25 protein-coding genes and 3 tRNA genes are annotated in these 26,849 nt (G+C 65.6%); 11 read left to right on the top strand and 17 right to left on the bottom strand.

Annotation, left to right across the window (positions count from 1 at the left end; translation table 11 throughout):
• Position 1: 1 nt before the first annotated feature.
• The 4 genes from pstA to ABIC78_RS12150 form a co-directional block, all read right to left on the bottom strand.
• Positions 2–1,273 (bottom strand): phosphate ABC transporter permease PstA, encoded by a 1,272-nt coding sequence (gene pstA / locus ABIC78_RS12135; protein WP_354489921.1) that lies wholly within the window; start codon positions 1,271–1,273, stop codon positions 2–4.
• 7 nt (positions 1,274–1,280) lie between these two features.
• Positions 1,281–2,663 (bottom strand): phosphate ABC transporter permease subunit PstC, encoded by a 1,383-nt coding sequence (gene pstC / locus ABIC78_RS12140; RefSeq protein ID WP_022675553.1) that lies wholly within the window; start codon positions 2,661–2,663, stop codon positions 1,281–1,283.
• Positions 2,664–2,685: 22 nt separating this feature from the next.
• The gene (locus ABIC78_RS12145; protein ID WP_028657663.1) at positions 2,686–3,732 is read right to left on the bottom strand and encodes a substrate-binding domain-containing protein; all 1,047 of its coding nucleotides are present in this window, start codon (positions 3,730–3,732) and stop codon (positions 2,686–2,688) included.
• 156 nt (positions 3,733–3,888) lie between these two features.
• Complete coding sequence (locus ABIC78_RS12150) at positions 3,889–5,076, bottom strand: sensor histidine kinase (protein WP_354489923.1); 1,188 nt, start codon at positions 5,074–5,076, stop codon at positions 3,889–3,891.
• Positions 5,077–5,525: 449 nt separating this feature from the next.
• Between ABIC78_RS12150 and ABIC78_RS12155 the strand changes: the two genes are divergently transcribed.
• Positions 5,526–5,801, top strand: a complete 276-nt coding sequence (locus tag ABIC78_RS12155) for a hypothetical protein (RefSeq protein ID WP_354489925.1) — start codon at positions 5,526–5,528, stop codon at positions 5,799–5,801.
• Between the two features lie 93 nt (positions 5,802–5,894).
• On the opposite strand, the gene ABIC78_RS12160 is transcribed toward ABIC78_RS12155, so the two are convergent.
• The 4 genes from ABIC78_RS12160 to recJ form a co-directional block, all read right to left on the bottom strand.
• A tRNA-Glu gene (locus tag ABIC78_RS12160) sits at positions 5,895–5,969 on the bottom strand.
• A gap of 71 nt (positions 5,970–6,040) precedes the next feature.
• Positions 6,041–6,115, bottom strand: a tRNA-Glu gene (locus ABIC78_RS12165).
• 19 nt (positions 6,116–6,134) lie between these two features.
• A tRNA-Glu gene (locus ABIC78_RS12170) sits at positions 6,135–6,209 on the bottom strand.
• Between the two features lie 93 nt (positions 6,210–6,302).
• Positions 6,303–8,117 (bottom strand): single-stranded-DNA-specific exonuclease RecJ, encoded by a 1,815-nt coding sequence (gene recJ, locus ABIC78_RS12175; protein WP_354489927.1) that lies wholly within the window; start codon positions 8,115–8,117, stop codon positions 6,303–6,305.
• 172 nt (positions 8,118–8,289) lie between these two features.
• Between recJ and ABIC78_RS12180 the strand changes: the two genes are divergently transcribed.
• From ABIC78_RS12180 to ABIC78_RS12190, 3 genes are all read left to right on the top strand, one after another.
• Entirely contained in the window at positions 8,290–8,772 is a 483-nt protein-coding gene (locus ABIC78_RS12180) for an NAD(P)H-dependent oxidoreductase (protein WP_354489929.1), read from the top strand.
• Positions 8,773–8,883: 111 nt separating this feature from the next.
• A complete protein-coding gene (locus tag ABIC78_RS12185) occupies positions 8,884–9,624 on the top strand; it encodes a hypothetical protein (protein WP_107715608.1) in 741 nt (246 codons plus the stop codon).
• Positions 9,625–9,677: 53 nt separating this feature from the next.
• A complete protein-coding gene (locus ABIC78_RS12190) occupies positions 9,678–10,163 on the top strand; it encodes an AHH domain-containing protein (RefSeq protein ID WP_255420046.1) in 486 nt (161 codons plus the stop codon).
• A 65-nt stretch (positions 10,164–10,228) separates the two neighbouring features.
• Here the strand turns inward: ABIC78_RS12190 and leuA are convergent, their stop codons facing one another.
• The 7 genes from leuA to miaA form a co-directional block, all read right to left on the bottom strand.
• On the bottom strand, positions 10,229–11,899 hold the full coding sequence (leuA, locus tag ABIC78_RS12195; RefSeq protein ID WP_022675561.1) for a 2-isopropylmalate synthase: 1,671 nt from the start codon (positions 11,897–11,899) through the stop codon (positions 10,229–10,231).
• Positions 11,900–12,147: 248 nt separating this feature from the next.
• Positions 12,148–12,795, bottom strand: a complete 648-nt coding sequence (locus tag ABIC78_RS12200; protein WP_054132237.1) for a YceI family protein — start codon at positions 12,793–12,795, stop codon at positions 12,148–12,150.
• A 128-nt stretch (positions 12,796–12,923) separates the two neighbouring features.
• A complete protein-coding gene (locus tag ABIC78_RS12205; protein ID WP_022675563.1) occupies positions 12,924–13,322 on the bottom strand; it encodes an I78 family peptidase inhibitor in 399 nt (132 codons plus the stop codon).
• Positions 13,323–13,568: 246 nt separating this feature from the next.
• Positions 13,569–14,588: a ketol-acid reductoisomerase gene (gene ilvC, locus ABIC78_RS12210; RefSeq protein WP_022675564.1), complete on the bottom strand. Its 1,020-nt coding sequence runs from the start codon at positions 14,586–14,588 to the stop codon at positions 13,569–13,571.
• A 103-nt stretch (positions 14,589–14,691) separates the two neighbouring features.
• Positions 14,692–15,207, bottom strand: coding sequence for an acetolactate synthase small subunit (gene ilvN / locus ABIC78_RS12215; RefSeq protein ID WP_171792719.1), 516 nt, complete (start codon positions 15,205–15,207; stop codon positions 14,692–14,694).
• Positions 15,208–15,233: 26 nt separating this feature from the next.
• Positions 15,234–16,985 (bottom strand): biosynthetic-type acetolactate synthase large subunit, encoded by a 1,752-nt coding sequence (gene ilvB / locus ABIC78_RS12220; protein ID WP_022675566.1) that lies wholly within the window; start codon positions 16,983–16,985, stop codon positions 15,234–15,236.
• A 165-nt stretch (positions 16,986–17,150) separates the two neighbouring features.
• A complete protein-coding gene (miaA, locus tag ABIC78_RS12225; RefSeq protein WP_354489933.1) occupies positions 17,151–18,131 on the bottom strand; it encodes a tRNA (adenosine(37)-N6)-dimethylallyltransferase MiaA in 981 nt (326 codons plus the stop codon).
• Between miaA and serB the strand changes: the two genes are divergently transcribed.
• On the top strand, positions 18,124–19,008 hold the full coding sequence (gene serB, locus ABIC78_RS12230; protein WP_354489935.1) for a phosphoserine phosphatase SerB: 885 nt from the start codon (positions 18,124–18,126) through the stop codon (positions 19,006–19,008). The two genes, miaA and serB, sit on opposite strands and share 8 nt — an antisense overlap.
• Positions 19,008–19,805, top strand: a complete 798-nt coding sequence (locus ABIC78_RS12235; RefSeq protein WP_354489937.1) for a Coq4 family protein — start codon at positions 19,008–19,010, stop codon at positions 19,803–19,805. The genes serB and ABIC78_RS12235 overlap by 1 nt, the downstream gene beginning before the upstream one ends.
• A gap of 180 nt (positions 19,806–19,985) precedes the next feature.
• Here the strand turns inward: ABIC78_RS12235 and purL are convergent, their stop codons facing one another.
• Positions 19,986–22,127 (bottom strand): phosphoribosylformylglycinamidine synthase subunit PurL, encoded by a 2,142-nt coding sequence (gene purL, locus ABIC78_RS12240; protein ID WP_354489939.1) that lies wholly within the window; start codon positions 22,125–22,127, stop codon positions 19,986–19,988.
• A gap of 120 nt (positions 22,128–22,247) precedes the next feature.
• On the opposite strand from purL, the gene ABIC78_RS12245 reads away from it, so the two are divergent.
• From ABIC78_RS12245 to queA, 5 genes are all read left to right on the top strand, one after another.
• Positions 22,248–22,493: an exodeoxyribonuclease VII small subunit gene (locus tag ABIC78_RS12245; protein WP_354489941.1), complete on the top strand. Its 246-nt coding sequence runs from the start codon at positions 22,248–22,250 to the stop codon at positions 22,491–22,493.
• Positions 22,494–22,498: 5 nt separating this feature from the next.
• Positions 22,499–23,407 carry a polyprenyl synthetase family protein gene (locus ABIC78_RS12250; protein ID WP_354489943.1) on the top strand — a complete coding sequence of 303 codons (909 nt, stop codon included), beginning with the start codon at positions 22,499–22,501 and terminating at the stop codon, positions 23,405–23,407.
• The gene (gene coaD, locus ABIC78_RS12255) at positions 23,407–23,919 is read left to right on the top strand and encodes a pantetheine-phosphate adenylyltransferase (RefSeq protein ID WP_022675573.1); all 513 of its coding nucleotides are present in this window, start codon (positions 23,407–23,409) and stop codon (positions 23,917–23,919) included. The genes ABIC78_RS12250 and coaD overlap by 1 nt, the downstream gene beginning before the upstream one ends.
• Before the next feature lie 111 nt (positions 23,920–24,030).
• Entirely contained in the window at positions 24,031–24,750 is a 720-nt protein-coding gene (locus tag ABIC78_RS12260; RefSeq protein ID WP_054132239.1) for a peptidylprolyl isomerase, read from the top strand.
• Positions 24,751–24,928: 178 nt separating this feature from the next.
• On the top strand, positions 24,929–25,957 hold the full coding sequence (gene queA / locus ABIC78_RS12265; RefSeq protein WP_168351281.1) for a tRNA preQ1(34) S-adenosylmethionine ribosyltransferase-isomerase QueA: 1,029 nt from the start codon (positions 24,929–24,931) through the stop codon (positions 25,955–25,957).
• A 53-nt stretch (positions 25,958–26,010) separates the two neighbouring features.
• On the opposite strand, the gene ABIC78_RS12270 is transcribed toward queA, so the two are convergent.
• Positions 26,011–26,814 carry a TSUP family transporter gene (locus tag ABIC78_RS12270; RefSeq protein ID WP_168351280.1) on the bottom strand — a complete coding sequence of 268 codons (804 nt, stop codon included), beginning with the start codon at positions 26,812–26,814 and terminating at the stop codon, positions 26,011–26,013.
• Between the last annotated feature and the right edge of the window lie 35 nt (positions 26,815–26,849).

Below are 26,849 nucleotides of genomic sequence, written 5' to 3' on the forward strand. Positions count from 1 at the left end.
GTTACCACCGTTTCTCGAAGCGGTTGCGCAGGTAGATGGCAAGACCGTTCATGAGCAGAAGGAAGACCAGCAGGACGACGATCGCGGCGCTGGTGCGCTCGATGAAGCCACGGTCGATTTCGTCGGACCACAGGAAGATCTGCACCGGCAGCACCGTGGCTGGCGAGGTGAGATCGCCCGGTGGCGAAGCGACGAAGGCGCGCATGCCGATCATCAGCAGCGGCGCGGTTTCACCCAGCGCGCGGGCCATGCCGATGATCGTGCCGGTAAGGATGCCGGGCAGGGCGAGCGGCAGCACGTGGTGGAACACCACCTGCACCGGGCTGGCGCCCATGGCCAGCGCGGCATCGCGGATCGAAGGCGGGACTGCCTTGATCGCATTGCGCCCGGAAATCACGATGACCGGCATCGTCATCAGCGCCAGCGTCATGCCGCCGATCAGCGGGGCCGAGCGATAGTGCGGGAAGATCGCGAGGAATACCGCGAGGCCCAGCAGTCCGAAAATGATCGAGGGCACGGCCGCCAGGTTGTTGATCGAGATTTCAATGAGGTCAGTCCAGCGGTTGCGCGGGCCATATTCCTCCAGATAGAGCGCGGCGAGCACGCCCACCGGGAAAGCCAGCACGATCGTGACCAGCATGGTCATGATCGAACCCTTGAGCGCGCCCCAGATGCCCACGGACTGCGGGCTGGTAGCGTCGGAACGGGCAAGGAAGCCCCAGTCGAATGCGCGCACCAGCTTGCCATCCTGGACCAGGCGCTGCGCGACAGGGCGAAGTGCCTCGGGGCCATCGCCACGCTGGGCAGCGGCGAGTTCGTCGGTGGCGGGCAGGGAAAGCGATAGGCTCGGTTCGTCCAGCAGCGCAGGCTTGGCCGCGATCTGCGCGGCGACATCGCGCCAGGCACCATCGGCAAGCAGCGCCGCGCCGCCCTGGCCCAGGCCCTTTTCGGCAGCGGCATCGACCATGGCCGGCAGGCCTGCCAGTTCCAGCGCGCTGGCCGGATCGGGCTGGCCCAGGCGATCGCGATCGATCGAAAGCTGGCCGCGCAGGGGCAGGTCAAAGCGCAGTTCGCTGCGCTGGAAGCCAGCCAGGCCACTCGATGCCATCGACACCAGCAGGAACACCAGGACCAGCGCGGAAAACGCCACGGCACCCAGGCCAGCCAGCTTGAACAGCCGGTCGCCGGTGTGGCGGCGCGCCAGGCGCGCGGCCATGCGGGCGCGGCGCTGGGCGGCCAGCGTATCGGCAGAAGAGGAAGTCAGCGTGTCCATGATCGGCTCACTCATAGGCTTCGCGATAGCGCTTCACCACGCGCAGGGCGATGAAGTTGAGCGCCAGGGTGACAAGGAACAGCACCATGCCCAGGGCAAAGGCCGAAAGGGTGGCCGGGTGATCGAAGCTGCCTTCGCCGGTGAGCATGGCAACGATCTGGAACGTCACCGTGGTCATCGACTGAAACGGATTGGCAGTGAGATTGGCCGAGGCGCCGGCCGCCATCACCACGATCATGGTTTCACCGATCGCGCGGCTGACCGCCAGCATGATGCCCGCGACGATGCCGGGCAGCGCGGCCGGCACCAGCACCTTGCGGATGGTTTCGGCGCGGGTGGCGCCCATCGCCAGGCTGCCATCGCGCAGGGCATCGGGCACGGCGGCGATGGAATCGTCGGCCATCGATGACACGAAGGGAATGATCATCACGCCCATGACCAGGCCGGCAGCCACCGCGCTTTCGGTCGAGGCGCTGGAAATGCCGATGCCTTGCGCGAAATCGCGCACCGCCGGCGCCACGGTGAGGGCGGCGAAATAGCCGTATACCACCGTGGGCACGCCCGCGAGGATTTCGAGCAGCGGCTTGATCACCTTGCGCACGGTGGAAGAAGCATATTGCGTGAGGTAGATCGCGCTCATCAGGCCAAGCGGGATGGCCACCAGCATGGCAATGATCGCGCCGATATAGATCGTGCCCCAGAACAGCGGAATGGCGCCGAACTGCTTGCCATCGACCGCGCCGGTGCTCATCGGATCGGGCGCCCAGTGGGTGCCGAACAGGAAATCGATAGGCGAGACCATGCCGAAGAAGCGCACGGTTTCGAACACCAGGCTGATGATGATGCCGGCCGTGGTGAGAATGGCGACGAGCGAAGCGATCAGCAGCAGCGACATGACCGCCCGCTCCACCCGCGTGCGGGCGGTGAAATCAGGCTTCAAGCGCAGGAAGGCAAAGGCCCCGCCAGCCAGCGCGACCAGGATCGTCACGATCAGCCCGATCGATTCATAGCGGGCGAGCGCGACGCGATAGGGCGCGATCAGCCCTTCTGCCTCGGGCATGAACACGCCAAACGCTTTGCCTTCGGCCACGGCGCGGGCCTGCGCCAGCATGGCTTCGCGTTCAAAGCCAAAGCCGGGCAGGGCCGCCGCTGCCGGATCGGCCAGGACATGCGCGGTGATCAGCGCCGGGCTGACCGCATTCCACACCAGGGCAAAGACCAGCGCCGGCACCGCGATCCACAGCGCCACGTACCAGGCGTGGAAGCTGGGCAACGAATGCAGGCGCGCATCCGGCGTCTTGGCGCGAAACGCCCAGGCGCGCGAGCGGGCCGCCAGCCAGCCGACAAGGCCCAGCCCGAAGGCGAGCAGGAGAAGAATGGCTGGCGACATGACTGGGCTTTCCCGTCCTTTCTTACTTGAGCTGCGAACCGTCGAGCGACGGCATCGTGGTCACGGCCTTGGCGCTTTCGGCCAGGACGGCATCGGGCGCAACCACCATGCCGAGCTTGGCGAGCGTGCCATCCTTGCCCCACAGCTTTGACCATTGCGTGACATAGGCCTGCAGACCCGGAATCGCCTTGAGGTGGGCCTTCTTCACATAGATGTAGAGCGGGCGGGCGCCGGGATAGCTGAAGTTGGAAATGGTCTCATAGGTCGGCGTGATGCCGCTCATCGTCAGGCCCTTGATGCGGTCGGCATTGGATTCGACATAGGAAAAGCCGAAAATGCCGATGGCCTTGGGATTGGCCTCGATCTTCTGCACGATCAGGTTGTCGTTCTCGCCGGCATCGACATAGACGCCGTCTTCGCGCACTTGGGTGCAGACATCGTCGTGCTTCTTCTTGTCGCTGTCCTTGAGCGCCTTCATCTCGGGATTGGCGTCGCAGCCCTTGGCCAGGATCAGTTCCTTGAGCGCATCGCGCGTGCCCGAGGTGGACGGCGGGCCGTAGACCAGGATCGGATCGGCCGGCAGCGCCGGGTTCACGTCAGCCCAGGTCTTGGCAGTGTTGGGCTTGCCATAGGGGTTCTTGGCGAGCGCCTTGTAGATGTCTTCCGGGGTCAGCGCGAGATTGGCGCCGCCCTTGGCTTCGGCAAAGGCCACGCCATCCAGGCCCACCTGGATTTCGGTGATGTCCTTCACGCCATTGGCGACGCATTCGTCGAATTCCGACTTCTTCATGCGGCGCGAGGCATCGGCGATATCGGGGTGCTGCGGGCCGACACCGGCGCAGAACAGCTTCATGCCGGCGCCCGTGCCGGTCGATTCGATGATCGGCGACTTGATCGAGGGATCGCTCTTGGCGAGCTGCTCGGCGACGGCCTTGGCAAAGGGGTAAACGGTGGACGAGCCGACGGCGCGCACCTGGTCGCGGCTGCCGGAATCGGCGCCGCCGCAGCCGGCGAGAGCGAGCGAACCCAAAGCGGCAGTGGACAGAGCAAGTGTGCGAAGCGTGACCATGGCAATACCTTCCATTCCCCGTGGCCAGGAAGTGTCCCGGTGGATGAGCGGCCAATGCGACCAGGGTGTGACAGCTTTATGACAAAAGCTGCGGCATTTGTGACAAAACCATGGTGTCGTTGAAAAACGCCCGTTCAGCCCGGCAAGCCAGTCTGGCTAGGCAGCGGCTGGCGCAGCCTCAGGCGCGGCCAAGGGCAGGCGCACGGTCACGGTCGATCCTTCGCCCAATGTGCTGGCAATGTCGAGCTTGCCGCGATGGCGCTCGACGATGTGCTTGACGATTGCCAGGCCCAGGCCGGTGCCGCCCGCCGCGCGGCTGCGGCCAGGATCGGACCGGTAGAACCGCCGGGTCAGATAGGGCAGGTGATCGGGGTGGATGCCTTCGCCCTGGTCGGCCACTTCCAGCACCACGTCGCTGCCGTCGCGGTGGACCCGCACCGCCACCGGGGCCTGCGCGTCACCGTATTTGAGCGCATTGTCGATGAGGTTGCGGATCAATTGGTCCAACTGCTGGCGATCGCCACAGACCACGCCGGTTTCGGTTTCGGGCAGGATGCGTTCGTCACCCACGGTGAAGCCCACTTCGCTGGCGATGGTTTGGGCCATCTGCCCCAGATCGATGCGTTCGCGCGGGAATTCGTGCTTTTCCGCCTCGATGCGCGAAAGCGACATGAGGTCTTCCACCAGCGTCTGCAGGCGCTTGGCTTCGCGCAGCACGGTGGCGTGGAACTTGGCCGAGGTGGCCGGATCGATCCGGGCATCGGGATCGGCCAGGGTTTCGACATAGCCGATGATCGAGGCCAGCGGGGTGCGCAACTCGTGGCTGGCGTTGGCGACGAAATCGGTGTGGGCGCGGCTGATATCGGCCTCGGCCGTGCGGTTGACCAACTCGATCAGCGAAAAGCGGTCGTCGATCGCCACCCGGCTGACCTGCCAGATGCTGCGTGCGCCGGTAAGGCCGCGAACCAGCGCGGTTCCCTCCGGCTTGTCGAGCAGGGTGATCGCCTCGGGATGGCGCAGCGCCACGCGCGCGTCCTGCCCGACGATATGCGGGCCCAGCGCCTCACGCGCGGCGGCATTGGCCGAGGCGATGCGCTGGCGATCGAGCATCAGCACCGGCACGCTGAACGGCTCCACCAGGGCGACCATGGCCTGGCGCGAGACGCTGCCTTCCTCGGGCCGGACCTGGACGATCTCCGGCTCGGGGCTGGCGAGCCACAATGAGGCCAGCCACACCACCAGCACCGCAAAGGCAAGCCACAGGCTGGCGCCGGCAAACGGCATGGCCGCAGCGGCGACCAGGGCAATGCCCACGCTTGTCCAGGGCAGGGCCAGACCTTTCATCGGGGGATGTCACTTTCGCCAGGAAACGCAGATAGCGCACCTGTTAGGCGAGGGCAGGGGGGCGCGGCAAGCCCGCTGCCGGCCTGTCACACTTGCCGCCAAGGCTGTCCACAGGCTTGGCTGAGGGACGTGGCGGCGGCGCTGGACACGCGCGCTTTTGCTTCCGTTTCGGCGGGAGTGGTGACGGCTGGCGCGCGTGCCTGCCGTTTATTAGCCATCTAACATGCTGCTTTTCCCTGCAGATGATCTGAAAGGCGGCCATTCTGGTACACGACTTAGTTGCGCGCGATACCGCCAAAGCTGCGGGGAAAGCCGTGGCGGGTAGGCGTGGCGGCGCGTAGATGAGACCAAGGTCGAACATTCCCCTTCATCGTCCGCCGCCATGACGGGCAACGGGGCGCCGGGTTGCGCTGGCGGCTTGCAAGGCCGGCTCTAAGGCCTGTCGAGGTGTGGGCGCGCGCACGCGCGGCCTGATCGGCGCCAAGAAGTGGGAGGACGATTGCGTGAAATCCTCGGATCGCAACGGCGTCGACAAGGCCGTTCTGGCCGACCTGATCGGCAAGCTGGAAGGCTCGCTGGCGGTGCTCGATCACCAAGGCGCCTCGCTGGCGGCCGCGCACCTTTCCATGGTGCTGGATCTGATGCGCAAGGAACTGGCCGGCCCGCGCCCGATGGAGGGGATCGCCGGCATTCCTGCCACGATACAATCCTCGCAACTGCATTGAGGGCGTAATTGCGGGCGCGCACGGCCCAGCATAATGCGATGGACATGCGGAGTGCCGGCGATGTGGTGTGGTTCCGCGCCAATTGCGCCGGAATGGTGACCCCTACGGGAATCGAACCCGTGTTTCAGCCGTGAAAGGGCCGCGTCCTAACCGCTAGACGAAGGGGCCTTGCATGCGCAGGCATGGTTGCTGACAGAGCATGGCGTGCCAGCAATCCACACCTTGAGGCAAGATGCAGATGGTGACCCCTACGGGAATCGAACCCGTGTTTCAGCCGTGAAAGGGCCGCGTCCTAACCGCTAGACGAAGGGGCCGTCCGGCAGCGTGCAATGATGGTGACCCCTACGGGAATCGAACCCGTGTTTCAGCCGTGAAAGGGCCGCGTCCTAACCGCTAGACGAAGGGGCCTCCGGGCTTGCGCCTGCTGGGCAGGTCCGCGCCTCTATTAGGCTGGGGCCGGTGCGTCAACCCGCCGATCCAAAAAAATCAGACCCAAAAAATTCAATCGGCAAATGCGGCATCTTCGATGTGCAATTCGGCGGCGGGGCGGCTGCCCCAGTCGTCGAGCCGGGCGCGTCCGGCCAGCCATAGCTGGCGGCCCTTGCAGCCGTGCAGCAGGGCCTGGCCCAGATCGGTTTGTGCTGCGCGAAAGGCCATGGCCTTGAACGATCGGCCATCGGCCCCGGCCACGATCGCCCGCACGTGATCGTTGCCGACGATATCGCACTTGACCAGCCGCACCGGGCCCACTGCCACGCGCGGGCCGGGCCAGCCCACGCCATAAGGGCCAGCGCCTTCCAGCGTTTCGACCAGGCTGGGGGTCAGGCCGCCAGGGCTGAGCGACAAGTCCAGCGCCAGGCTTTGCGCGGCGCGGGCATTGGCCACGTCGCGGCCGAGGCGTTCATCGAGCCATTGCGCCAGCGGCTCCACGCTGTCGGGTGCGATGGTCAGGCCACAGGCCATGGCATGGCCGCCGCCCTTGACCAGCAGGCCGGCCTCGCGTGCGGCAATGATCGCTGCGCCCAGATCGACACCGGGGATGGAGCGGCCCGAACCCTTGCCCATGCCAGCGCCATCAACTTCGGCCTGTTCGCCATCGTCGAGCGCGATGACCAGCGTGGGCTTGCCGGTCTTTTCCTTGATGCGGCCGGCAACGATGCCGATCACGCCGGGATGCCAGCCCAGGCCGGACACTACCACTACGGCGCGATTGTGCTGTGCTTCCACTTGCGCTTCGGCGGCTTCCTGCACGGCCTGCTCGATCGCGCGGCGCTCGTCGTTGAGGGCCGAGAGGCGGGCAGCGATGTCCTTGGCCTCGTCAGGGTCTTGCGTCGTCAACAGCCGCACGCCGAGCGAGGAATCGCCGATGCGCCCGGCGGCATTGATGCGCGGCCCCAGGGCAAAGCCCATGTCGCTGGCGGTGGGCGCACGGGTGATGCGGCTGGCATCGATCAGCGCGGAAAGGCCGATATTGGCGCGCTTGGCCATGACTTTCAGCCCCTGCGCCACCAGCGCGCGGTTAAGGCCCTTGAGCTGCGCCACGTCGGCCACGGTGCCCAGCGCAACCAGATCGAGCAGGCCCATGAGATCGGGCGCTGGGCGGCTTTCGAACCATCCCTGCGCGCGCAGGACACGCACTGTCGCCACGGCAAGCAGGAAGGCCACGCCCACGGCGGCAAGATGACCATGCGCGGCGGCCTCGTCATCCTCGTCCAGGCGATTGGGGTTGACCAGGGCCACGGCAGGGGGAAGGTCAGGCGCGCACTTGTGGTGATCCACCACGATCACGTCGATTCCTGCGGCCGCGGCTTGGCCCAGCGCCTCGTGCGCCATGGCGCCGCAATCGACGGTGACGATCAACTGGCTGCCTTCGCGGCCAAGCCGGACCAGCGCCTCGCCCGAGGGGCCATAGCCTTCGAGCAGGCGATCGGGAATATAGGCTTGGCCTTCCACGCCGAGTGCGCGCAGCAGGCGCAGCAGCAGTGCGGCGCTGGTGGCGCCATCCACGTCGTAATCGCCATAGACGGTGATGCGCTCGCCGCGCACCACGCCTTCGGCAAGGCGGCGCGCGGCCACTTCCATGTCGCGGAAAATGGCGGGATCGGGCAGGAAATCGCGCAAGGTGGGGCGGCGGTGCCGCTCAAGATCATCGTGCGGCACCCCACGCGAGAGCAGCAACTGGTCTACCAGATCATTGCTGAGGCCATCGTCGCCACCGCCGGCGCGGCCGAAACGGCCGGAAAGGTCCATGTTGCCGCCGCGCCAACGCCAGGCGAGGCCGGAAAGGGAATGGGTAATCGCAGTGACCGGGATCATTGTTGCGCGGTAGCCGATTGCCGCCCCATGGGCAAACCGCACGGGCAGATACATCGCCAGGAAACCGATTTGGCAAAGCTGCGTTCATATCCGATTTGACACCAATGGATCGGCGCTTGTGCCGGGAATGACAAACGCTGCGGGGGCGGCGGTGGTGAAAAGGACAGGGGGCATGCTGGCAATCATCTGGCACAGCCGCACCGGCGCGGCACAGGCCATGGCACAGGCCGCTGCGCAAGGCGCAGCACAGGCCGGCGCGCCGGCGCAGCTGTTGCCGGCCGAGCAGGTTAACCCCGCGCAATGCATTGCAGCGCAAGGTTTCCTGTTCGTCTGCCCGGAAAACCTTGGCAGCATGAGCGGCGAGATGAAGGCGTTCTTCGACCGCTGCTATTACCCCCTGCTGGAGCAGATCGCGGGGCGGGCCTATGCCACGGCCATCGCAGCAGGAACGGCGGGGCAGGGAGCGCAGGCGCAGATCGACCGGATCGTGACCGGTTGGCGTTTGCGCCGCGTTGCGCCGCCCTGCATCATTCTAACGGGTGCGGATCGGCCCGATTCGATCTTGGCGCCCAAGGCCCTGCCGCATACTGCATTGCAAAAATGTCGCGAACTGGGGCAGTTGCTAGCGTCGGGTTTGGAAATGGGCGCTTTTTGAGCATGTCGCGCCGGGGTGTTGACGAAATTTCGACGGTATCGGGTGCAGGCCCTGTAGATCGCCGCAATGGATTGCGGCGCAAGGGTTTGTCCAACGACAGGAGCGTAAGCGGTGGCTGATGGTCAGGAAAGTGCGGGGGGGCGCGCCGTGGCGACGCTGTTGTTCGCCCCCGGCACGCGCCCTGATGCCGATGCCCTGGCCGGGTTGGCCCAGGCCGAGCACGCCTTTGCCGTGAGCCATCGCCCGGGCGGTGCAGCGCGTTGGGTGGAACTGCTGCGCGATGGTTTGACGTTCGACCTGACTGGTTTGGCGCCAAAAGAGGGGACGGCAACAGCGCTTGCGAACCTGCGTGTGGGCCTGCCTGCGGATTTTGACCCGAGCACCTATGAAGCGCTGCTGCTGGCGCCGGGGCCGCACTTGGCCGGGGCGGAAAGCCTCTTGCCGGTGGTGCAGGTGGCGGCCAGCCTGTTGCTGGCGCTGGCGACTTTGCCGGGCTTGGCGGCGATCGGCTGGTTGCCGGCTGGCAACCTTGTTTCGCCGCGCTGGTTCGTCGACGCCGTGCGCCCGTGGCTGAATGGCGGGCCGTTTCCGGCCATGGCCCTGGCCGGCTTGAAGCGCGGAGATGATCGCGTGACCAGCATCGGCCTGACCTTTTTCATCGGGCAGGAGTTCGCTTTGCACACCGGGGGCGAGCGGCCGGGAGAACAGCATGCGCGCGCCGCCGTGCGCCTGACAGACTGGTTGATCGCCCATGGCCACATTGCACAGGCGCAGGCGGTTGAGCTGCCCGGCGCCGGCACGCTCTGGTTAGAACCAGGGGAAGACTGTATCATTTCGGCACGATGGGCCTAACGAAATGTGTTCCTGATTCGTCTCGCAAATGGCGGTTCGCCGCGCGCCGGGCGATTCCGTTTCATTGCGTCAACGTCGTTGGCTCACCGGGATATCAGGCGCATATGCAGCGGCACCATATCCTGCCCTGCCAGGTTCTGACGCGCGCCGGTTTGAATGTGATGCTGGGCCGATTGGGCGAAGCCGAGGTGGGCTTTCACGATTTCCGCCGCAATGGTCTGCTGCTGCCGGCAACCGAGGCGGCCGCGCAACGCGTGCTGATGCCGCTGCATCGCGGCCCGCATCGGCAATACAACCAACTGGTGTTGGAACGGATCGGCCAGATCGAGGCCGGCTGGCAGCGGCGGCGCGGCGCCAACGACATGGCCGCCGATCGCGAAGCGCTGATGCGCCTCGACCTGTTGCAACGTGCCCTGCGCCGCCGCCTGCTCGATCCACGGCGCTGGGGCGGAATGCCGCTCAACCGCCGCGATCCGGCGGTGGATTTCAGCCATCTCGATGCCATGGCCGAAATGCTGTGGGCCGATACCGAGGCCTGATCGCAAAAAGGCCCCGGAGCGGGTGCTCCAGGGCCCTTGCATGATGCGTGTGATGGTGGTGGTGATCAGCGGCCGGCGTTGGCTGCCGAAAGGATGGCGCGCACGCTGGCGGTGGCAACGTCTTCGTCGATACCCACGCCCCATACCACGCGGCCATCGGCCAGTACGCATTCAACATAGGCGGCCGCGCGCGCATTGGTGCCGCTGCCCATGGCATGTTCGGAATAGTCGCGCACTTCCAGGCGAACGCCGAACCCTTCGGCCAGGGTGGCAACGACCGACGAGATCAGGCCATTGCCGCGCCCGCTGACCGACTGCACCTGGCCATCGATCTCGATTTTGCCGGCAAACACGCGGGTGCCGTCGGTGCCGCGCTGCTCGTCATAATCGACCAGCTGGAAATGCTGCGGGGCATCCAGGCGATAGACCTTGCGGAACACGCCCCAGATATCGCCGGCCTGCAGTTCGCGGCCGAGTTCGTCGGCCAGTTCCTGCACGTGGCGCGAGAAGTGCGCCTGCATCTTCTTGGGCAGCTTGAGGCCCTGGTCCTGTTCCAGCACCCAGGCAAAACCGCCCTTGCCGCTTTGCGAATTGACGCGGATCACCGCTTCATAGCTGCGGCCCAGATCGGCCGGATCGATCGGCAGATAGGGGACGGCCCAGAGTTCGTCGTTGCGCTTTTCCTGCGCGGCGAAGCCCTTCTTGATGGCGTCCTGGTGGCTGCCGGAAAACGCGGTGAAGACCAGTTCGCCACCATAGGGGTGGCGCGGATGCACGGGCAGCTGGTTGCAGTATTCCACGGTCTGGATCACTTCGTCGATGTTCGAGAAGTCCAGTTCCGGGTCTACCCCTTGCGTGTAGAGGTTGAGGCCCACGGTCACCAGGCAGCAGTTGCCAGTGCGCTCGCCATTGCCGAACAGGCAGCCTTCGACACGATCGGCCCCGGCCATCAGGCCCAGTTCCGCCGCGGCCACGCCGGTGCCGCGGTCGTTGTGGGTGTGCAGGCTGATCACGGCGCGATCGCGGCCGGGCAGGTTGCGGCAGAAATACTCGATCTGGTCGGCATAGATATTGGCAGTGGAGGCTTCCACCGTGGCCGGCAGGTTGAGGATGATGGGCTTTTCCACCGTGGGCTGCAGCACGTCCATCACCGCTTCACAGCAGGCGATGCTGAAATCGAGTTCGGCGGTGGAGAAGGTTTCCGGGCTATATTCGAAACGCCAGTCGGTCTGCGGGAAGCGGGCGGCCTGATCGCGCAGGAACGTCGCCCCACGGCGGGCGATTTCCTTGATTTCGCTCTGTTCCATGCCGAACACCACCGTGCGCCACAGCGGCGATACCGCGTTGTAGACGTGGACGATGGCCTGCTTGGCGCCGGCCAGGCTTTCGAACGAGGTCTTGATCAGGTCTTCGCGCGATTGCGTCAGCACCTGCACGACGACGTCTTCGGGGATACGGCCTTCGTCCACCAGGGCGCGGATGAAATCATATTCGGTGGCACCCGCGCTGGGGAAGCCGACTTCGATTTCTTTCAGGCCAACCTTGCACAGCAGATCGAAGAAGCGCGCCTTCTTGTCGGCGTCCATCGGATCGATCAGCGACTGGTTGCCATCGCGCATGTCGGTCGAGAGCCAGCGCGGGGCCTTGGTGATGGTGCGCGAGGGCCACTGGCGATCGGGCAGATCCACCTGCGGAAACGGACGATACTTGATGCCGGGATTCTTCAGCATGGCCATGATGGCTGAACCTTAAAATGAAAATGATGCGTCTGGTGCGAGGGGATGACCCTTGGGCGCCGTGTGCGCCGCAAAACCGACGCGTCAGCTCACGCCCAAGGGCGTGTAAGTCGCAGGGTAAGGTTCAGCGCGGCGATCATCGGCCATGCCTATGGTGCCTTGCGCCAGCTTTGTCCAGATCAAATGCCGGGCGCAACAAACCCCGCAGCGGCATGCCGTTGCGGGGTTGCTGGTCAGTCAGGCAGAGGTCAGGCGGTCTTTTCGAACGCGATGGTGATGTTGAGTTTTACCTCGTCAGACACCAGCGGCAGCGCGCCATTCACGCCAAAGTCTGAACGCTTGAGCGTGGTGGTCCCTTCAAAACCGACTGTTTCCTTGCCCCAGCCTTTGCCGGCGCCGATGAACCTGGCGGCGATGGAAACCGGCTTGGTCACGCCATTGAGCGTGAGATTGCCTGCGATGGTGGCGCTGGTGCCATCGGCGCCAGGTGTCACACTGGTGGATGTGAAGGTGGCATCGGCCGGATTGGGGCCAAAGAAATCGGGCTTCTTGCCCTCGGTGCCGGGGCGCAGCAGGTGCGCGTTGAGACCGGCATTGGCGGTGAGCACCTTGCTGACGGGGATAGTCGCGGTCACCTTGGCAGCGGAAAGATTGGCTGGATCGAGCGTGAGCTTGGCCGAAACATCACCAAACAGCCCGAAATAATCGTTGAAGCCGAGGTGGTTGACACTCCAGGCCACGAGCGAATGATTGGGATCGGCGGCATAGTTGCCGGCCGTGACGCGGGCCTTGTCCGGCTGGCCGGGAACGGCAGGGGCCTGGGCAATCATCGGCGTGGCGGCCAGGGCCAGGGCCAGTGGGGCGGCCAGCGTGAACGCGGTACGAACGGTGATCATGTGATGTCTCCCTTGGGCGCGGCCGTTGCGCAGCCAGGCACGCCGTCGCCCAGAGGGAAAGGTGCCAAACGCATGGGCGAGTGGCAAGCGAGCAAAGCGGCTATGGTCCCTGTTGCAGGGGCGGGCGATCAGCCGCAGCGGGTGGCGGCGATCTGGCCGTGTTCGTCGACGATGACGTTGAGCCGGCCGGGCTGGTAATCCATCGTCACGGCATCGCCGGGATGGACCCAGCGGATGTGGCGATGGCCCACGGCCGCAATCACGGCGGCATGGGCTTCTTCGGATTCCGGCATGTTCATCAGCTTGGCCATGCGGCCTTCGCCGCAATTGATCGCGGGCAGGGTATCGGGATCGACCGCTGCATCGCTGCTGTCGGAGGCATCTGCCACTGGGCCTGTAGTGGCGGGAGGCGCCACCGGCACTCCGGCGCCATCGGGCGTCGGCGTGGGCTTTGGCACCGGGGCCTGGCACGCCCCGAGCAGGCATAGCGCGGCACAGGCCGAGGCAAGATGGGGCAGCGAAGGCATCGGCGACTCGATCAGTTTCTGGTGGTGGGCAGGACTGGAAAGCGATGGGCGAACCAATAGGTCCAAAATGGCTATGAATGCATTTTTACGATTTTGCCATGCAGTTCGTCGAGCCGGTGGACCGCTCGGTAGAGCGAGGGGGCGCACGAAAAAGGGCCAGCCCGCCAAACGGGCCGGCCCCTTTGCCGGAAGGCCGCGCCACCGCACTTGCCAAGGCAAGGCGCGGTGGCGCAGGTCTTTGCGCGATCAGTTCTTGGACTGGTCGACCAGCTTGTTGGCGCCGATCCAGGGCATCATCGCGCGCAGCTGGGCGCCGGTCTTTTCGATCGGGTGCGCGGCAGCGGCCTTGCGGGCAGCCTTGAGTTCGGGCTGGCCAGCGCGGTTGTCGAGCACGAAGTTCTTGACGAAGCGGCCCGACTGGATGTCGGCCAGAACGCGCTTCATTTCCGCCTTGGTTTCGGCGGTGATGATACGCGGACCGGTGACGATGTCACCATATTCGGCAGTGTTCGAGATCGAGTAGCGCATGTTGGCGATGCCGCCTTCATAGAGCAGGTCGACGATCAGCTTGGTTTCGTGGAGGCATTCGAAATAGGCCATTTCCGGGGCATAGCCGGCTTCGACCAGCGTTTCGAAACCGGCCTGGATCAGGTGGGTCACGCCGCCGCACAGCACGGCCTGTTCGCCGAAGAGGTCGGTTTCGCACTCTTCCTTGAAGTTGGTTTCGATGATGCCCGAACGGCCGCCGCCCACGCCCGAGGCATAGGCCAGGGCGATGTCGTGGGCATTGCCGGTGGCGTTCTGGTGGATGGCCACCAGGCACGGCACGCCGCCGCCCTTGACGTATTCACCGCGCACGGTGTGGCCCGGGCCCTTGGGCGCAACCATGATCACGTCCACGTCGGCGCGCGGTTCGATCAGGCCGAAGTGCACGTTGAGGCCGTGGGCAAAGGCCAGCGCCGCGCCGGGGCGCAGGTTGGCGTGGATGTCGTCGGCATAGATGGCAGCCTGGTGCTCGTCGGGCGCCAGGATCATCAGGATGTCGGCCCAGGCGGCGGCTTCGGCGTTGGGCAGAACCTTGAAGCCGGCGGCTTCGGCCTTGGCGGCGCTGGCCGAACCGGGACGCAGGGCAATGGCCACTTCCTTGATGCCCGAATCGCGCAGGTTCTGCGCGTGGGCATGGCCCTGGCTGCCATAGCCCAGGATGGCGATCTTCTTGCCGGTGATCAGATTGAGATCGCAATCGGCGTCGTAGTAAACCTTCATGGTACTCGTCCTTGGTTGGTCGTCCTGCCGCAACGGGCATCCCTCAGGCCGAATTAGCGCAGTGGTGGACGCAGGGTTTGTGCAAACAGCGATGGAAAAAGGGTCAGGCGGCCTCGGCGCCGCGGATCATGCCGACGATGCCGGTGCGGCCCACTTCGACAAGGCCCAGTTCCTTCATCAGGCTGACGAAGGTATCGATCTTGTCGGGCGCGCCGGTCAGTTCGAAAATGAAGCTTGAGGTGGTGGTGTCGACCACGTTGGCGCGGAACACCTCGGCCAGGCGCAGCGCTTCCACGCGGTTTTCGCCCTTGCCGGCCACCTTGATCAGCGCCAGTTCGCGCGCGACATAGGGGCCAACCTCGGTCAGGTCGGTCACCTTGTGCACCGGCACCAGGCGTTCGAGCTGGGCATGGATCTGGTCGATCACCGCTGGCGGGCCGTGCGTCACGATCGTGATGCGGCTGACATCGTGCTCGTCGGTGATGTCGGCCACCGTCAGGCTGTCGATATTGTAGCCGCGCGCGGTGAACAGCCCAGCGATCTTGGCCAGGATGCCCGCCTCGTTGTCGACCGTGATGGTCAGGACGTGGCGCTCCTGCGCCTCTGCTTTGATTTTCATCATCGGATCAATCTTCAAATCGGGCTTCAAACCAGGGCCTTGGCTTCATCATCCATCGTGCCGGCCACTTCGTCGCCGTAGAGGATCATGTCGGTATGCGCAGCGCCCGAGGGGATCATCGGGAAGCAGTTGGCTTCCTTGGTGACGCGGCAATCGACGATCACCGGGCCGGGATGATCGATCATCGCGCGGATGCCGTCGTCCAGCTGATCGAGCGTGTCGATCTGGATACCCTTCCAGCCATAGGCTTCTGCCAGCTTCACGAAATCGGGAAGGGCATCCGAATAGGAGCTGGAATAGCGGCTTTCATAGGTCAATTCCTGCCACTGGCGGACCATCCCCATCCATTCGTTGTTGAGGATGAAGACCTTGACCGGCAGGCGGAACTGCGTGGCGGTGCCCAACTCCTGGATGTTCATCTGGATCGAGGCATCGCCGGCAATATCGATCACCAGCGCATCGGGGCAGCCCACCTGCGCGCCGATCGCTGCCGGCAGTCCATAGCCCATGGTGCCCAGGCCACCCGAGGTCAGCCACTTGTTGGGCCGATCGAAGTGGAAGTGCTGCGCCGCCCACATCTGGTGCTGGCCCACTTCGGTGCTGATGATCGGCTCGCGGTCCTTGGTCAGTTCATAGAGCCGCTCGATCGCCAGTTGGGGCATGATCTCGCCATTGGTACGCTTGGGATAGGCCAGGCTGTTGCGCGCGCGCCAGCCGTTGATGCGCGCATGCCATTCGGTCAGATCCTGCGCCTGGTGCCCGGCATCGAGCCAGCCGGTGATGATCTGGTGCAGCACGCGGCCGCAATCGCCCACCAGCGGCAGGTCGACGCGGACGGTCTTGTTGATCGAGGCACGATCGATATCGATGTGGATCTTGCGGCTATCGGGCGAAAATGCGTCGAGCCGGCCGGTGACGCGATCATCGAAGCGCGCGCCGATGCACACGACCAGATCGGCGCGGTTCATCGCCATGTTCGCTTCGTAGGTGCCGTGCATGCCGAGCATGCCCAGCCAATCCTTGTGCGCCGCAGGGAACGCGCCCAGGCCCATCAGCGTGGAGGTGACCGGCGCGCCGGTGAGCGTCTGCAGTTCCTGCAGCAGGCGTGCGGCTTCCGGGCCGGAGTTGATCACCCCGCCGCCGGTATAGAACACTGGCGCCTTAGCCGTCGCGAGCATGGCCACGGCCTGCGCAATCGCGTCGCTGGGTGCTTCCACCTGCGGGGCATAGCGATTGCGCATCTGCGTCGCCTGGCCGGTCCAGCGGGTGGAGGCGATCTGCACGTCCTTGGGAATGTCGACCACGACCGGGCCGGGGCGGCCTTCGGTGGCGATGCGAAACGCCTCGTCGATGATCGTGGCCAACTCGGCCGGGTCTTTGACCAGGTAGTTGTGCTTGGTGCAGTGGCGCGTGATGCCAACGGTATCGGCTTCCTGGAACGCGTCGGACCCGATCAGCGCCGTGGGCACCTGGCCGGTGATGACGACCATCGGGATCGAATCGAGGAATGCGTCGGCAATGCCGGTGACGGCATTGGTCGCGCCAGGGCCCGAGGTGACCAGCACGACCCCGGGCTTGCCCGTGGCGCGGGCATAGCCTTCGGCGGCGTGGGCCGCGCCGGCTTCGTGGCGGACGAGGATGTGGCGGATGCGTTCATCGCCGAACAGCGCATCATAGATCGGAAGTACCGCGCCGCCGGGATAGCCGAAAACGAATTCGACGCCCTTGGCGACCAGGCTCTCGACCAGGATTTCAGCGCCGCTGCGCTCGCTTTTCACGACCTTGTTCCCTTGCTTGCCGGGCCGCGCGAACGGCCCATAATCCTAAAAAATTGCGGCCCGGCTGCAGTTGCCTGCGCCGGGCCGTCTCTCCCTACTCGGGCACTTGGCAAGAGCCAAGCAATTGACGGCTTGGTAATTGACACAAACATTCGTGTCAACCCGCTAGTTTTGAAATAAAGATGCTATCCGGGTTCTGTCAAGGCAATTTTCGTGCGTGTCACGTGGCCAATCACCCGGAAACTGGTGCTTGGCCCAGGTGAACTGCCGCTTGGCATAGCGCCGCGTGGCCTGGCTGCCGGCGGCAATGGCGGATTCGGCGCTGATTTCACCGCGCAAGTAGGCCGCGATCTCGGGCACGCCGATCGCGCGCATCACCGGCAGATCGGGATCGAGCTGGCGCGCCAGCAGCGCGGCAACTTCGGCCTGGGCGCCCTGTTCCCACATGGCGGCAAAGCGTTGGTCGCAGCGGGCATAGAGCCACGCGCGATCGGGCAGCAGCACCAGCGGTTGCAGCGCCACGCTATCAGCAATGCCACCTTCGCGCCGGGCCTGCCAGTGGGCCAGCGGCTGGCCGGTGGAGCGCACCACTTCCAGCGCGCGCGCCACGCGGATGCTGTCGCCAGGATTGAGCGCGGCGGCGCGCGCTGGGTCTTCGCGACACAGCGCGGCATAGGCCTCACTTACCGGCAGGGCGCGAACCGCCGCCCGGATGGCGGGATCAATGGCGGGAATAGGGGCGATGCCATCAAGCAGCGTGCGGATATAGAGGCCGGTGCCGCCCACCAGGATCGGCAGCGCGCCAGCCGCGTGCGCGGCATCGATTTCTGCCTTGGCGGCCTGCGCCCAATCGGCGGCCGAACAGGCCTGCGCGCCGTCCCACGCGCCGAACAGGCGGTGCGGCACGCCCTGCATTTCCGCTGGTGAAGGGCGGGCGCTGAGGATGGCGAGATCGGCGTAGACCTGCGCGCTATCGGCATTGATCACCACGGCCGCGCGGCCAGCGGCCTGCTCGGCCAGGGCCAGCCGCACGGCAAGATCGCTCTTGCCGCTGGCGGTTGGCCCTGCAATGAGCGCGAGCCGAGGCCGGTTGTCGGTGGCGTGATTGTCCTGGCCGGAACAGGAAAGGGAAGTTTCAGTGCTCATTGCCCGTCTGATAGCAGACCCGACGACGCTTGGTGACAATCTTGCACGGGCGGTGGAGCAGATCACGGCCGCAGGCGGCGAAGTGGCCGGCGCCGGCATGCTCGATTTCTGCGAATCGGTCCTGGAAATCGAAGTGGCGACGGGCGATGCCGCCGCGGTGCGCGGCATTCTCGACACCTGCTTTCCGGCCAGCGATTTCCTGCTGTCGGATCGCGTGATCGAAACGCCGCGCCTGTTCGTGTCCGACATGGATTCGACCATGATCAGTGCCGAATGCATCGATGAACTCGCCGATTTCGCGGGCTTGAAAGAGCGCATCGCCGCCATCACCGAACGCGCCATGCAGGGCGAACTGGATTTCGAATCCGCCCTGCGCGAGCGTGTCGGCCTGCTCAAGGACTTGCCGGAAACCGCCATCACGCAGTGCCTCGACGAACGCATCCGCCCGATGCCCGGTGCACGCACGCTTGTTTCCACGCTCAAATCGCGCGGCTGCCACACCGTACTGGTCACTGGCGGCTTCCATTCGTTTGCCGATCCGGTGGCAGCGCAACTCGGCTTTGACCGCGTAGTAGGCAACCGCCTGGAGATCGCCGACGGGCGCCTTACCGGCGCGCTGGTTGGCGGGATCGTCGATAGCGGGGTGAAGAAGACCGTGCTGCTCGAGGAGATGGAGCGGCTCGGCCCGGCGACTGCCAGCCTTGCAACCGGCGATGGCGCTAACGATATTCCGATGATCGCGGCCGCCACCCACGGCATTGCCTATTATGCCAAGCCCAAGGCGCGGCAGGCCGCAGATGGCTGGATCGACCGGGGTGACCTGACATCGATCCTGCAGCTGTTTGGCATCGCGCGCGAGGATTGGGTGATCGACTGATGGAGCAACGGGCGGGGGACTTTGCGGCGCTGCCGCTGTTTGACCCGGCGCGGGAAAAGCCGCGCCTGCGCCCGCTGGTTGCCTATCGCCATTTCCGCCGACTGATGCACAATACCGAAAACACGGCAGAGGTGTTCGGCATCTTTGCCGCCTTGCCCTGGCGCGGCGGGGGCAGGGCAGGCTCTGCGTTTCTCGCCACGCGGCAAGGCCATGCCCTGGCGCTGGCCGAGCCGTGGCTGCCGGCGGTGCTCGACGATCACGCGGCGCTGCGGCGGCTGCCGGCTGGCTCGCTGGCCCAGGCCTATTGCGATTTCATGGAGGCCGAGGGCCTGACCGCGCAGGGCCTGGTGGAAGAAGCCGAGCGCTTCCTGGCGGATCGCCCGCGCTATAACGACCGCTTCCAGTGGTACATGAACCGCCTGCGCGATGTGCACGATCTGCTGCATGTGCTGACCGGCTATGGCCGCGACGCCCTGGGCGAGGCGTGCGTGCTGGCCTTCACCTTTCCGCAGCAACCGGCGCCCGGGCACTTGTTCATCGCCTGGATGGCGGCGCTGCAGATGAAGCTGCGCCTCAACAGCCGGGCGCCGGTGCTGGGCGCGGTGCGCGAGGCATGGCGGCGGGGCAAATCCTGCCCGCGCCTGATGGAGCAATCGATCGTCGCGCTCTTGCCGCTGCCGCTGGAAGAAGCGCGGCGACGCTTGGGGATCGTGCCCGGCGTGGTGTATGAGCAGGCCCATGCCGTGTGGCAGGCCGAAAGCATCGATCCGCGCGACCTGCTCAAGCACGCGCGCTAAACGGCTAAACGCCCCTCCCGCAGGCGGGAGAGGTTGGAGAGGGGATGTTAAGCCAACATGCCCCCTCCGACAGCCCTGCGGGCTGCCACCTCCCCCACGGTGTGGGGGAGGATCTGGTCCTCCCTGTCGCACAGCAACGGGGATGGGGACCGCCCGCGCAGCGGGTGGTGGAGGTGCGGCTTAGCCTTCCATCCAGTCGCGGAAGAAGGCTTCGTTCGCTTCGCGCAAGGCAGCAAGCGGCACGCCGGCCAAGGCCTGGCCGCCGGTGGTGCCAAGCTTGGTGGCGCCGTCAAGCACCACGCCAGCCGGCGTGGTGACGACATAGCGCGACTGGTCTTCGCCAAAGGCCTGCGCGGTGGTGAGCGGGGCATCGAGCGTCACGCCGATGTTGCCGGCCAGCGCCATTTCGGTGAGCGCCACGAGCAGGCCGCCATCGGCCACGTCGTGCACTGCCGTAACCTTGCCGTCGGCAATCCATTCGCGCACCAGTTCGCCGTTGCGGCGTTCCAGCGCGAGGTCGACCGCGGGAGCCTGGCCTTCTTCGCGGCCGAGGATTTCGCGCAGATAGAGCGACTGGCCCAGGTGGGTGCCTTCGGGCCCGAGCAGCCACACGGTTTCCCCGGCGGCCTTGAAGGCAACCGTGGCCATGCGCGTATGATCGAGCATCAGGCCAACGCCGCCGATGGCCGGGGTGGGCAGGATGGCCGAGCCGCCGCCAGTGGCCTTGGATTCGTTGTAGAGCGAGACGTTGCCCGAGACGATCGGGTAATCGAGCGCGCGGCATGCATCGCCCATGCCTTCCAGGCAGCCCACGATCTGGCCCATGATTTCCGGGCGCTGCGGGTTGGCAAAGTTGAGGCAGTTGGTGATGGCGAGCGGCGTGGCGCCGACCGCGCAGATGTTGCGGAACGTCTCGGCCACGGCCTGCTTGCCGCCCTCATAGGGGTCGGCAAAGCAATAACGCGGGGTGCAGTCGGTGCTGATCGCCAGCGCCTTGTCAGTGCCATGCACGCGCACCACGGCAGCATCGCCACCGCTCTTCTGCAGCGTATCGGCGCCGACCTGGCTGTCGTATTGTTCGAAGATCCAGCGGCGGCTGGCAAGGTCCGGGCTGCCGATCAGCGTGACCAGGTCAGCGCCAATGTCCGCGCTTTCAGGCAGGGCTTCGATCGCGGCCGGCTTGGGCGTGGGCACGTGCGGGCGATCATAGAGCGGCGCATCGTCGGCCAGCGGATCGAGCGGAATGTCGCACACGACTTCGCCGTTCCATTCCAGCACCATGTGGCCGGTGTCGGTCACTTCGCCGATCACGGCAAAGTCCAGCTCCCACTTGCGGAAAATCGCCTCGGCCATCGGCTCCTTGCCGGGCTTCAGCACCATGAGCATGCGCTCCTGGCTTTCCGAAAGCATCATTTCATAGGGCGTCATGCCCTCTTCGCGGCAAGGCACCATGTTCATGTTGAGGCGGATGCCCGCGCCGCCCTTGCTGGCCATTTCCACCGACGAGGAGGTGAGGCCGGCTGCACCCATATCCTGGATGGCGACAATGGCGTCGGTGGCCATGAGTTCGAGGCACGCCTCGATCAGCAGCTTTTCGGTGAAGGGATCGCCCACCTGCACGGTCGGGCGCTTTTCATCGCTCTTCTCGTCGAAATCGGCGCTGGCCATGGTAGCGCCGTGGATGCCGTCGCGCCCGGTCTTGGAGCCGACATAGACGATGGGATTGCCCAGGCCCGTGGCTGCCGAATAGAAGATCTTGTCGGTATCGGCCACGCCCACGGTCATCGCGTTGACCAGGATGTTGCCGTCATAGGCCTTGTGGAAATTGGTTTCGCCGCCAACCGTGGGCACGCCCACGCAGTTGCCATAGCCGCCGATGCCCGCCACCACGCCCTGGACCAGGTGCTTCATCTTGGGGTGATCGGGCCGGCCGAAACGCAGCGCGTTCATGTTGGCGACCGGGCGCGCGCCCATGGTGAACACGTCGCGCAGGATGCCGCCAACGCCCGTGGCCGCGCCCTGATAGGGTTCGATGTAGCTCGGGTGGTTGTGGCTTTCCATCTTGAAGATGGCGGCCTGGCCATCGCCGATATCGATCACGCCGGCGTTCTCGCCGGGGCCGCAGATCACCCAGGGTGCCGTGGTCGGCAGCTTCTTCAAGTGGATGCGGCTCGACTTGTACGAGCAATGCTCTGACCACATGACCGAGAAAATACCCAGCTCGACCAGGTTGGGCTCGCGCCCCAGCGCGCCGAGCACGCGGGCGTATTCTTCTTCCGACAGGCCGTGAGCGGCGACGATTTCAGCGGTGATCTGGGACATGGGAAGCGCCCTTAGCCGCGTGCGCGCGTTTGCGCTAGGGGAAGAACACCCCAAAAGGCCGGTGACAGCCACGCGTTCCCCGCTTGACCGGCCCGGCCGGCGCGGCCATTGCTTGCCGCGATGGCTAGCACACCCGATATCACCGCGCTCAGCTTCGAGGATGCGCTGAAGGAACTGGAAGTGGTGGTCCGCCGCCTGGAAAGTGGCGAGGCTCCGCTCGACGAATCGATCGACCTCTACGCCCGGGGCGAGGCCCTGCGCACGCATTGCCAGGCCCGGCTCGATGCCGCGCAGGCGCGAATCGAGGCGGTCGTGGCCGATCGCGAAGGGCGGCCGGCAGCAACCCGGCCGTTCGACGGGGCCTGATCGCGATGACCGCGCCCACGGGCAGCCCCGGCCTGCTCAAGCCGGCACTGGCCGCGATCCAGGCAGATATCGACGCCAGCTTTGATGCGCTGCTGCCCGTGCCGGGTGATCCGCGCGATCGGCTGGTGCAAGCCATGCGCTATGCCACCATCGGTGGCGGCAAGCGGCTGCGCCCGCTGCTGGTGACGGCCACGGCCGCGATGTATGGCGTCGATCGCCAGGTGGCGGTGCGGGCAGGGACCGCGCTGGAGGCGATCCACGTCTATTCGCTGATCCACGATGACCTGCCGTGCATGGACAACGATGATCTGCGCCATGGCAAACCCACGGTGCACAAGGCGTTCGACGATGGCACCGCCGTGCTGGCGGGCGATGCGCTGCACGATTTCGCGTTCGAGATCCTGTCTGATCCCGCGATGAGCGGCGACCCGTTCGTGCGGGTCGAACTGATCCGCACCCTGGCCGTGAACAGCGGCACCAATGGCATGGCCGGCGGGCAGATGATGGATATCGTGGCTGAAACCGCCACGTTCGATCTGCCCACGGTGACCCGCCTGCAACAGCTCAAGACCGGCGCGCTTCTGGCCGCTGCGGTGGAAATGGGCGCGATCTTGGGGCGCCTGCCGCCCGAAGGCCGCACCCACCTGCGCGGCTATGCCCGCGATATCGGCCTGGCTTTCCAGATCGCCGACGATCTGCTCGATGCCGAGGGGGACGAGGCCGCCGCCGGCAAGGCGCTGCGCAAGGATGCCGTTGCCGGCAAGGAAACCTTCGTCTCGCTGCTTGGTGTCGAGCGCGCGCGCGAGCAGGCGCGCATCCTGGTCGACCAGGCAATCGCCCACCTGGGCAGCCATGGCGCCGAGGCAGACCTGCTGCGCGAACTCGCGCGCTTCATCGTGGAAAGGAATCACTGATGGCGCAGCGCGTTGGCATTTATCCCGGCACGTTCGATCCGATCACGCTGGGCCATCTCGATATTATCCGCCGCGGCGCCAAGCTGGTGGACCAGCTGATCGTGGGCGTGACCACCAATCCATCCAAGAACCCGATGTTCACACCCGAAGAGCGGATGGACATGGTGCGCCGCGAACTGGACGAGCAGGGCATCGACAATGTCAGCGTGGTGGGTTTCAACGCCCTGCTGATGAAGTTTGCCGAAGCGCAGGGCGCCAGCGTGATCGTGCGCGGCCTGCGCGCCGTGGCTGATTTCGAATACGAATACCAGATGGCCGGGATGAACCAGCAGCTCAACGACCGGATCGAGACGGTCTTTCTGATGGCCGATGTCAGCCTGCAGCCGATTGCGTCCAAGCTGGTCAAGGAAATCGCGCTGTTCGGCGGCGACATTTCCGGCTTCGTTACCCCCACCGTGCGCGACGATGTGGTGGCCCGCGTCAACAGCATCGGCCGCCTGGGGGATTATTGAGCGCGCCATGCCGCCGCGCCGATCGCGTGTTTATTGCCGAATCGTTCATTGCAGTGTCAGCGCGCCGGGCCTAATCGGCGTTTCACATATTCCAACAAGGTGGCAGGCTTGATGATCGCCCGTTCGTTTTCCAAGGCCCTGATCTGCGCTGCCCTGGCAGCCTCGGCGGTCGTGTCCGGCCCGGCCATGGCGCAAAGCCGTGGGGAAAAGGCCCCGGCGCAGCCGTTTAAGATCGACAAGGTCGTGCCGCAGCACGAAATTACCTATGCCGTCGATACCGATCCGGCCCACGATCCTGAAAACGTGCTGGTGCTCGACCTGTCGAACGGCGGGCGCGTGCTGATCCGCCTGATGCCGCAATGGGCGCCCCACCATGTGGAGCGCATCAAGACGCTGACGCGCGAAGGGTTCTACAACGGCATCATCTTTCACCGCGTGATCGACGGGTTCATGGCGCAGACCGGTGACCCCACCGGCACGGGGCAGGGCGGATCGAAGCTGCCTGACCTTCAGGCCGAATTCAACGATGCCCCGCACATGCGCGGCACTGTGTCGATGGCGCGCACCAACGAGCCGAACTCGGCCAACAGCCAGTTCTTCATCGTGTTCTATCCGCGCTTTGCGCTCGATCACAAGTACACCAACTTCGGCCGCGTGATCAGCGGGATGGATGCAGTGGATACGATCGTGCGGGGCGAGCCGCCCAGCAACCCGACCAAGATCCTCCAGGCCTCGATCCTGGCTGACAACAAGCCGCGCCCCGCACTGCCGGCGCCGGTGCCGACCGGCGCGATCACGCCCGACATGCTGAGCAAGTCGCGCACTAACTGATTGGGCCTGGGGACGATTTAGGCTGCTTATCTCCCCTCCTCTTTAGAGGAGGGGCCGGGGGTGGTGCGAAGCCTGGCGCTACGCATCCACCACCCCCAACCCCCTCCTCTAAAGAGGATGGGGAGCCGGTGGCGTCATGTGCTTGCCCTGTGCCACGGCTGCGGCTAGCGCGCTCGCCATGCGTGTTGACCTATTCGATTTCGAACTGCCGCCCGAAAATATCGCCCTGCGTCCGGCTCGCCCGCGTGATGCGGCCAAGCTGCTGCATGTGGCCGGCGGGCAGCCGCTGAGCGACCATGTGGTGCGCGATCTGCCCAGCCTGCTGCGCCGCGGCGATGTGCTGGTGTTCAACGATACCCGCGTCATCCCGGCCCAGCTCGAAGGCCGGCGCGGCGAGGCGCGCGTGGGCGCCACGCTGCACAAGCGGCTCGACCTGCGCCGCTGGCAAGCCTTCATCCGCAACGGCAAGCGGCTGCGCGCCGATGACGTGATCGATTTCGGCGCCGGCGTTTCCGCCACGGCCGAGGCGCGCCACGCCGATGGCAGCTGGACGCTGTTCTTCCCTGGGGATGAGCCGGTGGAAGTGCTGCTGGAACGGGCCGGCCGCATGCCGCTGCCGCCCTATATCGCCGGCAAGCGCGAGACCGACGCCCAGGATCGCCAGGATTACCAGACGATGTTCGCGCAAAAGGACGGGGCCGTTGCCGCGCCCACCGCCGCGCTGCATTTCACGCCAGAGCTGATGGCGGGGCTGGCCGACGCCGGCATCGCTCATGAAACGCTCACGCTGCATGTGGGGGCGGGCACGTTCCTCCCGGTCAAGGCCGATGACACCGCCGATCACCAGATGCATGCCGAATGGGGCCGGATCGAGCCCGAAACCGCGGCCCGGCTCAACGCCGCACGCGCGGCCGGTGGGCGCATCATCGCGGTGGGCACCACTTCGCTGCGCCTGCTGGAAAGCGCAGCCGACGACGCGCGCACGATCCATCCGTTCGAAGGGGATACCGCGATCTTTATCACCCCGGGCTATCGCTTCAAGGCGATCGACGGGCTGATGACCAATTTCCACCTGCCCAAGTCCACGCTGTTCATGCTGGTTTCGGCGCTGATGGGACTGGACACGATGCAGGCGGCCTATGCCCACGCCATCGCCACCGGCTATCGTTTCTACAGCTACGGCGATTCCAGCTTGCTCCTGCCATAAACCCAGGTTCTGCCGCTGGTCTGGCCGGTGTAGCGCTTGCGGTCAGGTGCTGGTCACCCGGCAAACCATTGCCACACCAGCCGCCCGGTCAGTGCCAGGCTGACCACGATCAGCAAGGGACGGATCAACCGGGCGCCAAAGCGGGTGGCAAAGTGGCTGCCAATGATGGCGCCGGTCATCGCCCCGGCGCCCATGCACAGGCCCAGCAGCCACAGCACATGGCCGCCCAGGGCAAAGACGATCACGCTGGCCAGGTTGCTGGTCACGTTGAGCAGCTTGGTCAGTCCGGTGGCGCGGGTCAGCCCCATGCCGCGCAGGGCCACCAGGGTGGTGGTGTAGAATTGCCCGGCGCCGGGGCCAAAGAACCCGTCGTAGAAGCCCACGCCCCCCGCAACCGGCAGGAACTTGCGCGCGCCAAGGCGATCGTGGCGGTCGCCATCGTCCATGCGCGGGGAAAGCACGGTGTAAAGCGCCACCCCGATCAGCAGCACCGGCACGATCAGCGAGAGCACCTGTGGCTTGAAATGCTGGATCACCAGTGCGCCGATCAGCGCGCCGGCAAACGTGACGGCCACCAGTACGCCATTGCCGGCCAGGGTGAACAGCCCGGCGCGGTGATAGCGCCAGGTCGCCATCGTGGTGCCGCACATTGACTGGATCTTATTGGTGCCCAGCGTCAGATGCGGCGGCAGGCCGATGGTGATCAGCGCAGGCATCATGATCAGCCCGCCGCCACCGGCAATGGCATCGACCAGGCCGGTGATCACGGCAATCGCGGTCAGTACCGGATACATCCACGGCGCTGGCGTGAACGCGGGCGTCTGGGCAGCGGCAAGAGCAAGGTGAAACAGCGACATTTGCACGCCTTGGCGTTTGCGCCTAAGGGCCGCAA

This window comes from Novosphingobium sp. 1529 (assembly GCF_040544855.1).
Lineage (GTDB): Bacteria > Pseudomonadota > Alphaproteobacteria > Sphingomonadales > Sphingomonadaceae > Novosphingobium > Novosphingobium capsulatum.

What these genes read in the sequence shown, in the direction of transcription:
- pstA (WP_354489921.1), bottom strand. Translation starts at nt 1,273, where the DNA reads ATGGACACGCTGACTTCCTCTTCTGCCGATACGCTGGCCGCCCAGCGC.
- pstC (WP_022675553.1), bottom strand. Translation starts at nt 2,663, where the DNA reads ATGTCGCCAGCCATTCTTCTCCTGCTCGCCTTCGGGCTGGGCCTTGTC.
- ABIC78_RS12145 (WP_028657663.1), bottom strand. Translation starts at nt 3,732, where the DNA reads ATGGTCACGCTTCGCACACTTGCTCTGTCCACTGCCGCTTTGGGTTCG.
- ABIC78_RS12150 (WP_354489923.1), bottom strand. Translation starts at nt 5,076, where the DNA reads ATGAAAGGTCTGGCCCTGCCCTGGACAAGCGTGGGCATTGCCCTGGTC.
- recJ (WP_354489927.1), bottom strand. Translation starts at nt 8,117, where the DNA reads ATGATCCCGGTCACTGCGATTACCCATTCCCTTTCCGGCCTCGCCTGG.
- ABIC78_RS12180 (WP_354489929.1), top strand. Translation starts at nt 8,290, where the DNA reads ATGCTGGCAATCATCTGGCACAGCCGCACCGGCGCGGCACAGGCCATG.
- leuA (WP_022675561.1), bottom strand. Translation starts at nt 11,899, where the DNA reads ATGGCCATGCTGAAGAATCCCGGCATCAAGTATCGTCCGTTTCCGCAG.
- ABIC78_RS12200 (WP_054132237.1), bottom strand. Translation starts at nt 12,795, where the DNA reads ATGATCACCGTTCGTACCGCGTTCACGCTGGCCGCCCCACTGGCCCTG.
- ABIC78_RS12205 (WP_022675563.1), bottom strand. Translation starts at nt 13,322, where the DNA reads ATGCCTTCGCTGCCCCATCTTGCCTCGGCCTGTGCCGCGCTATGCCTG.
- ilvC (WP_022675564.1), bottom strand. Translation starts at nt 14,588, where the DNA reads ATGAAGGTTTACTACGACGCCGATTGCGATCTCAATCTGATCACCGGC.
- ilvN (WP_171792719.1), bottom strand. Translation starts at nt 15,207, where the DNA reads ATGAAAATCAAAGCAGAGGCGCAGGAGCGCCACGTCCTGACCATCACG.
- miaA (WP_354489933.1), bottom strand. Translation starts at nt 18,131, where the DNA reads ATGAGCACTGAAACTTCCCTTTCCTGTTCCGGCCAGGACAATCACGCC.
- ABIC78_RS12235 (WP_354489937.1), top strand. Translation starts at nt 19,008, where the DNA reads ATGGAGCAACGGGCGGGGGACTTTGCGGCGCTGCCGCTGTTTGACCCG.
- purL (WP_354489939.1), bottom strand. Translation starts at nt 22,127, where the DNA reads ATGTCCCAGATCACCGCTGAAATCGTCGCCGCTCACGGCCTGTCGGAA.
- ABIC78_RS12245 (WP_354489941.1), top strand. Translation starts at nt 22,248, where the DNA reads ATGGCTAGCACACCCGATATCACCGCGCTCAGCTTCGAGGATGCGCTG.
- ABIC78_RS12250 (WP_354489943.1), top strand. Translation starts at nt 22,499, where the DNA reads ATGACCGCGCCCACGGGCAGCCCCGGCCTGCTCAAGCCGGCACTGGCC.
- coaD (WP_022675573.1), top strand. Translation starts at nt 23,407, where the DNA reads ATGGCGCAGCGCGTTGGCATTTATCCCGGCACGTTCGATCCGATCACG.
- ABIC78_RS12260 (WP_054132239.1), top strand. Translation starts at nt 24,031, where the DNA reads ATGATCGCCCGTTCGTTTTCCAAGGCCCTGATCTGCGCTGCCCTGGCA.
- queA (WP_168351281.1), top strand. Translation starts at nt 24,929, where the DNA reads ATGCGTGTTGACCTATTCGATTTCGAACTGCCGCCCGAAAATATCGCC.
- ABIC78_RS12270 (WP_168351280.1), bottom strand. Translation starts at nt 26,814, where the DNA reads ATGTCGCTGTTTCACCTTGCTCTTGCCGCTGCCCAGACGCCCGCGTTC.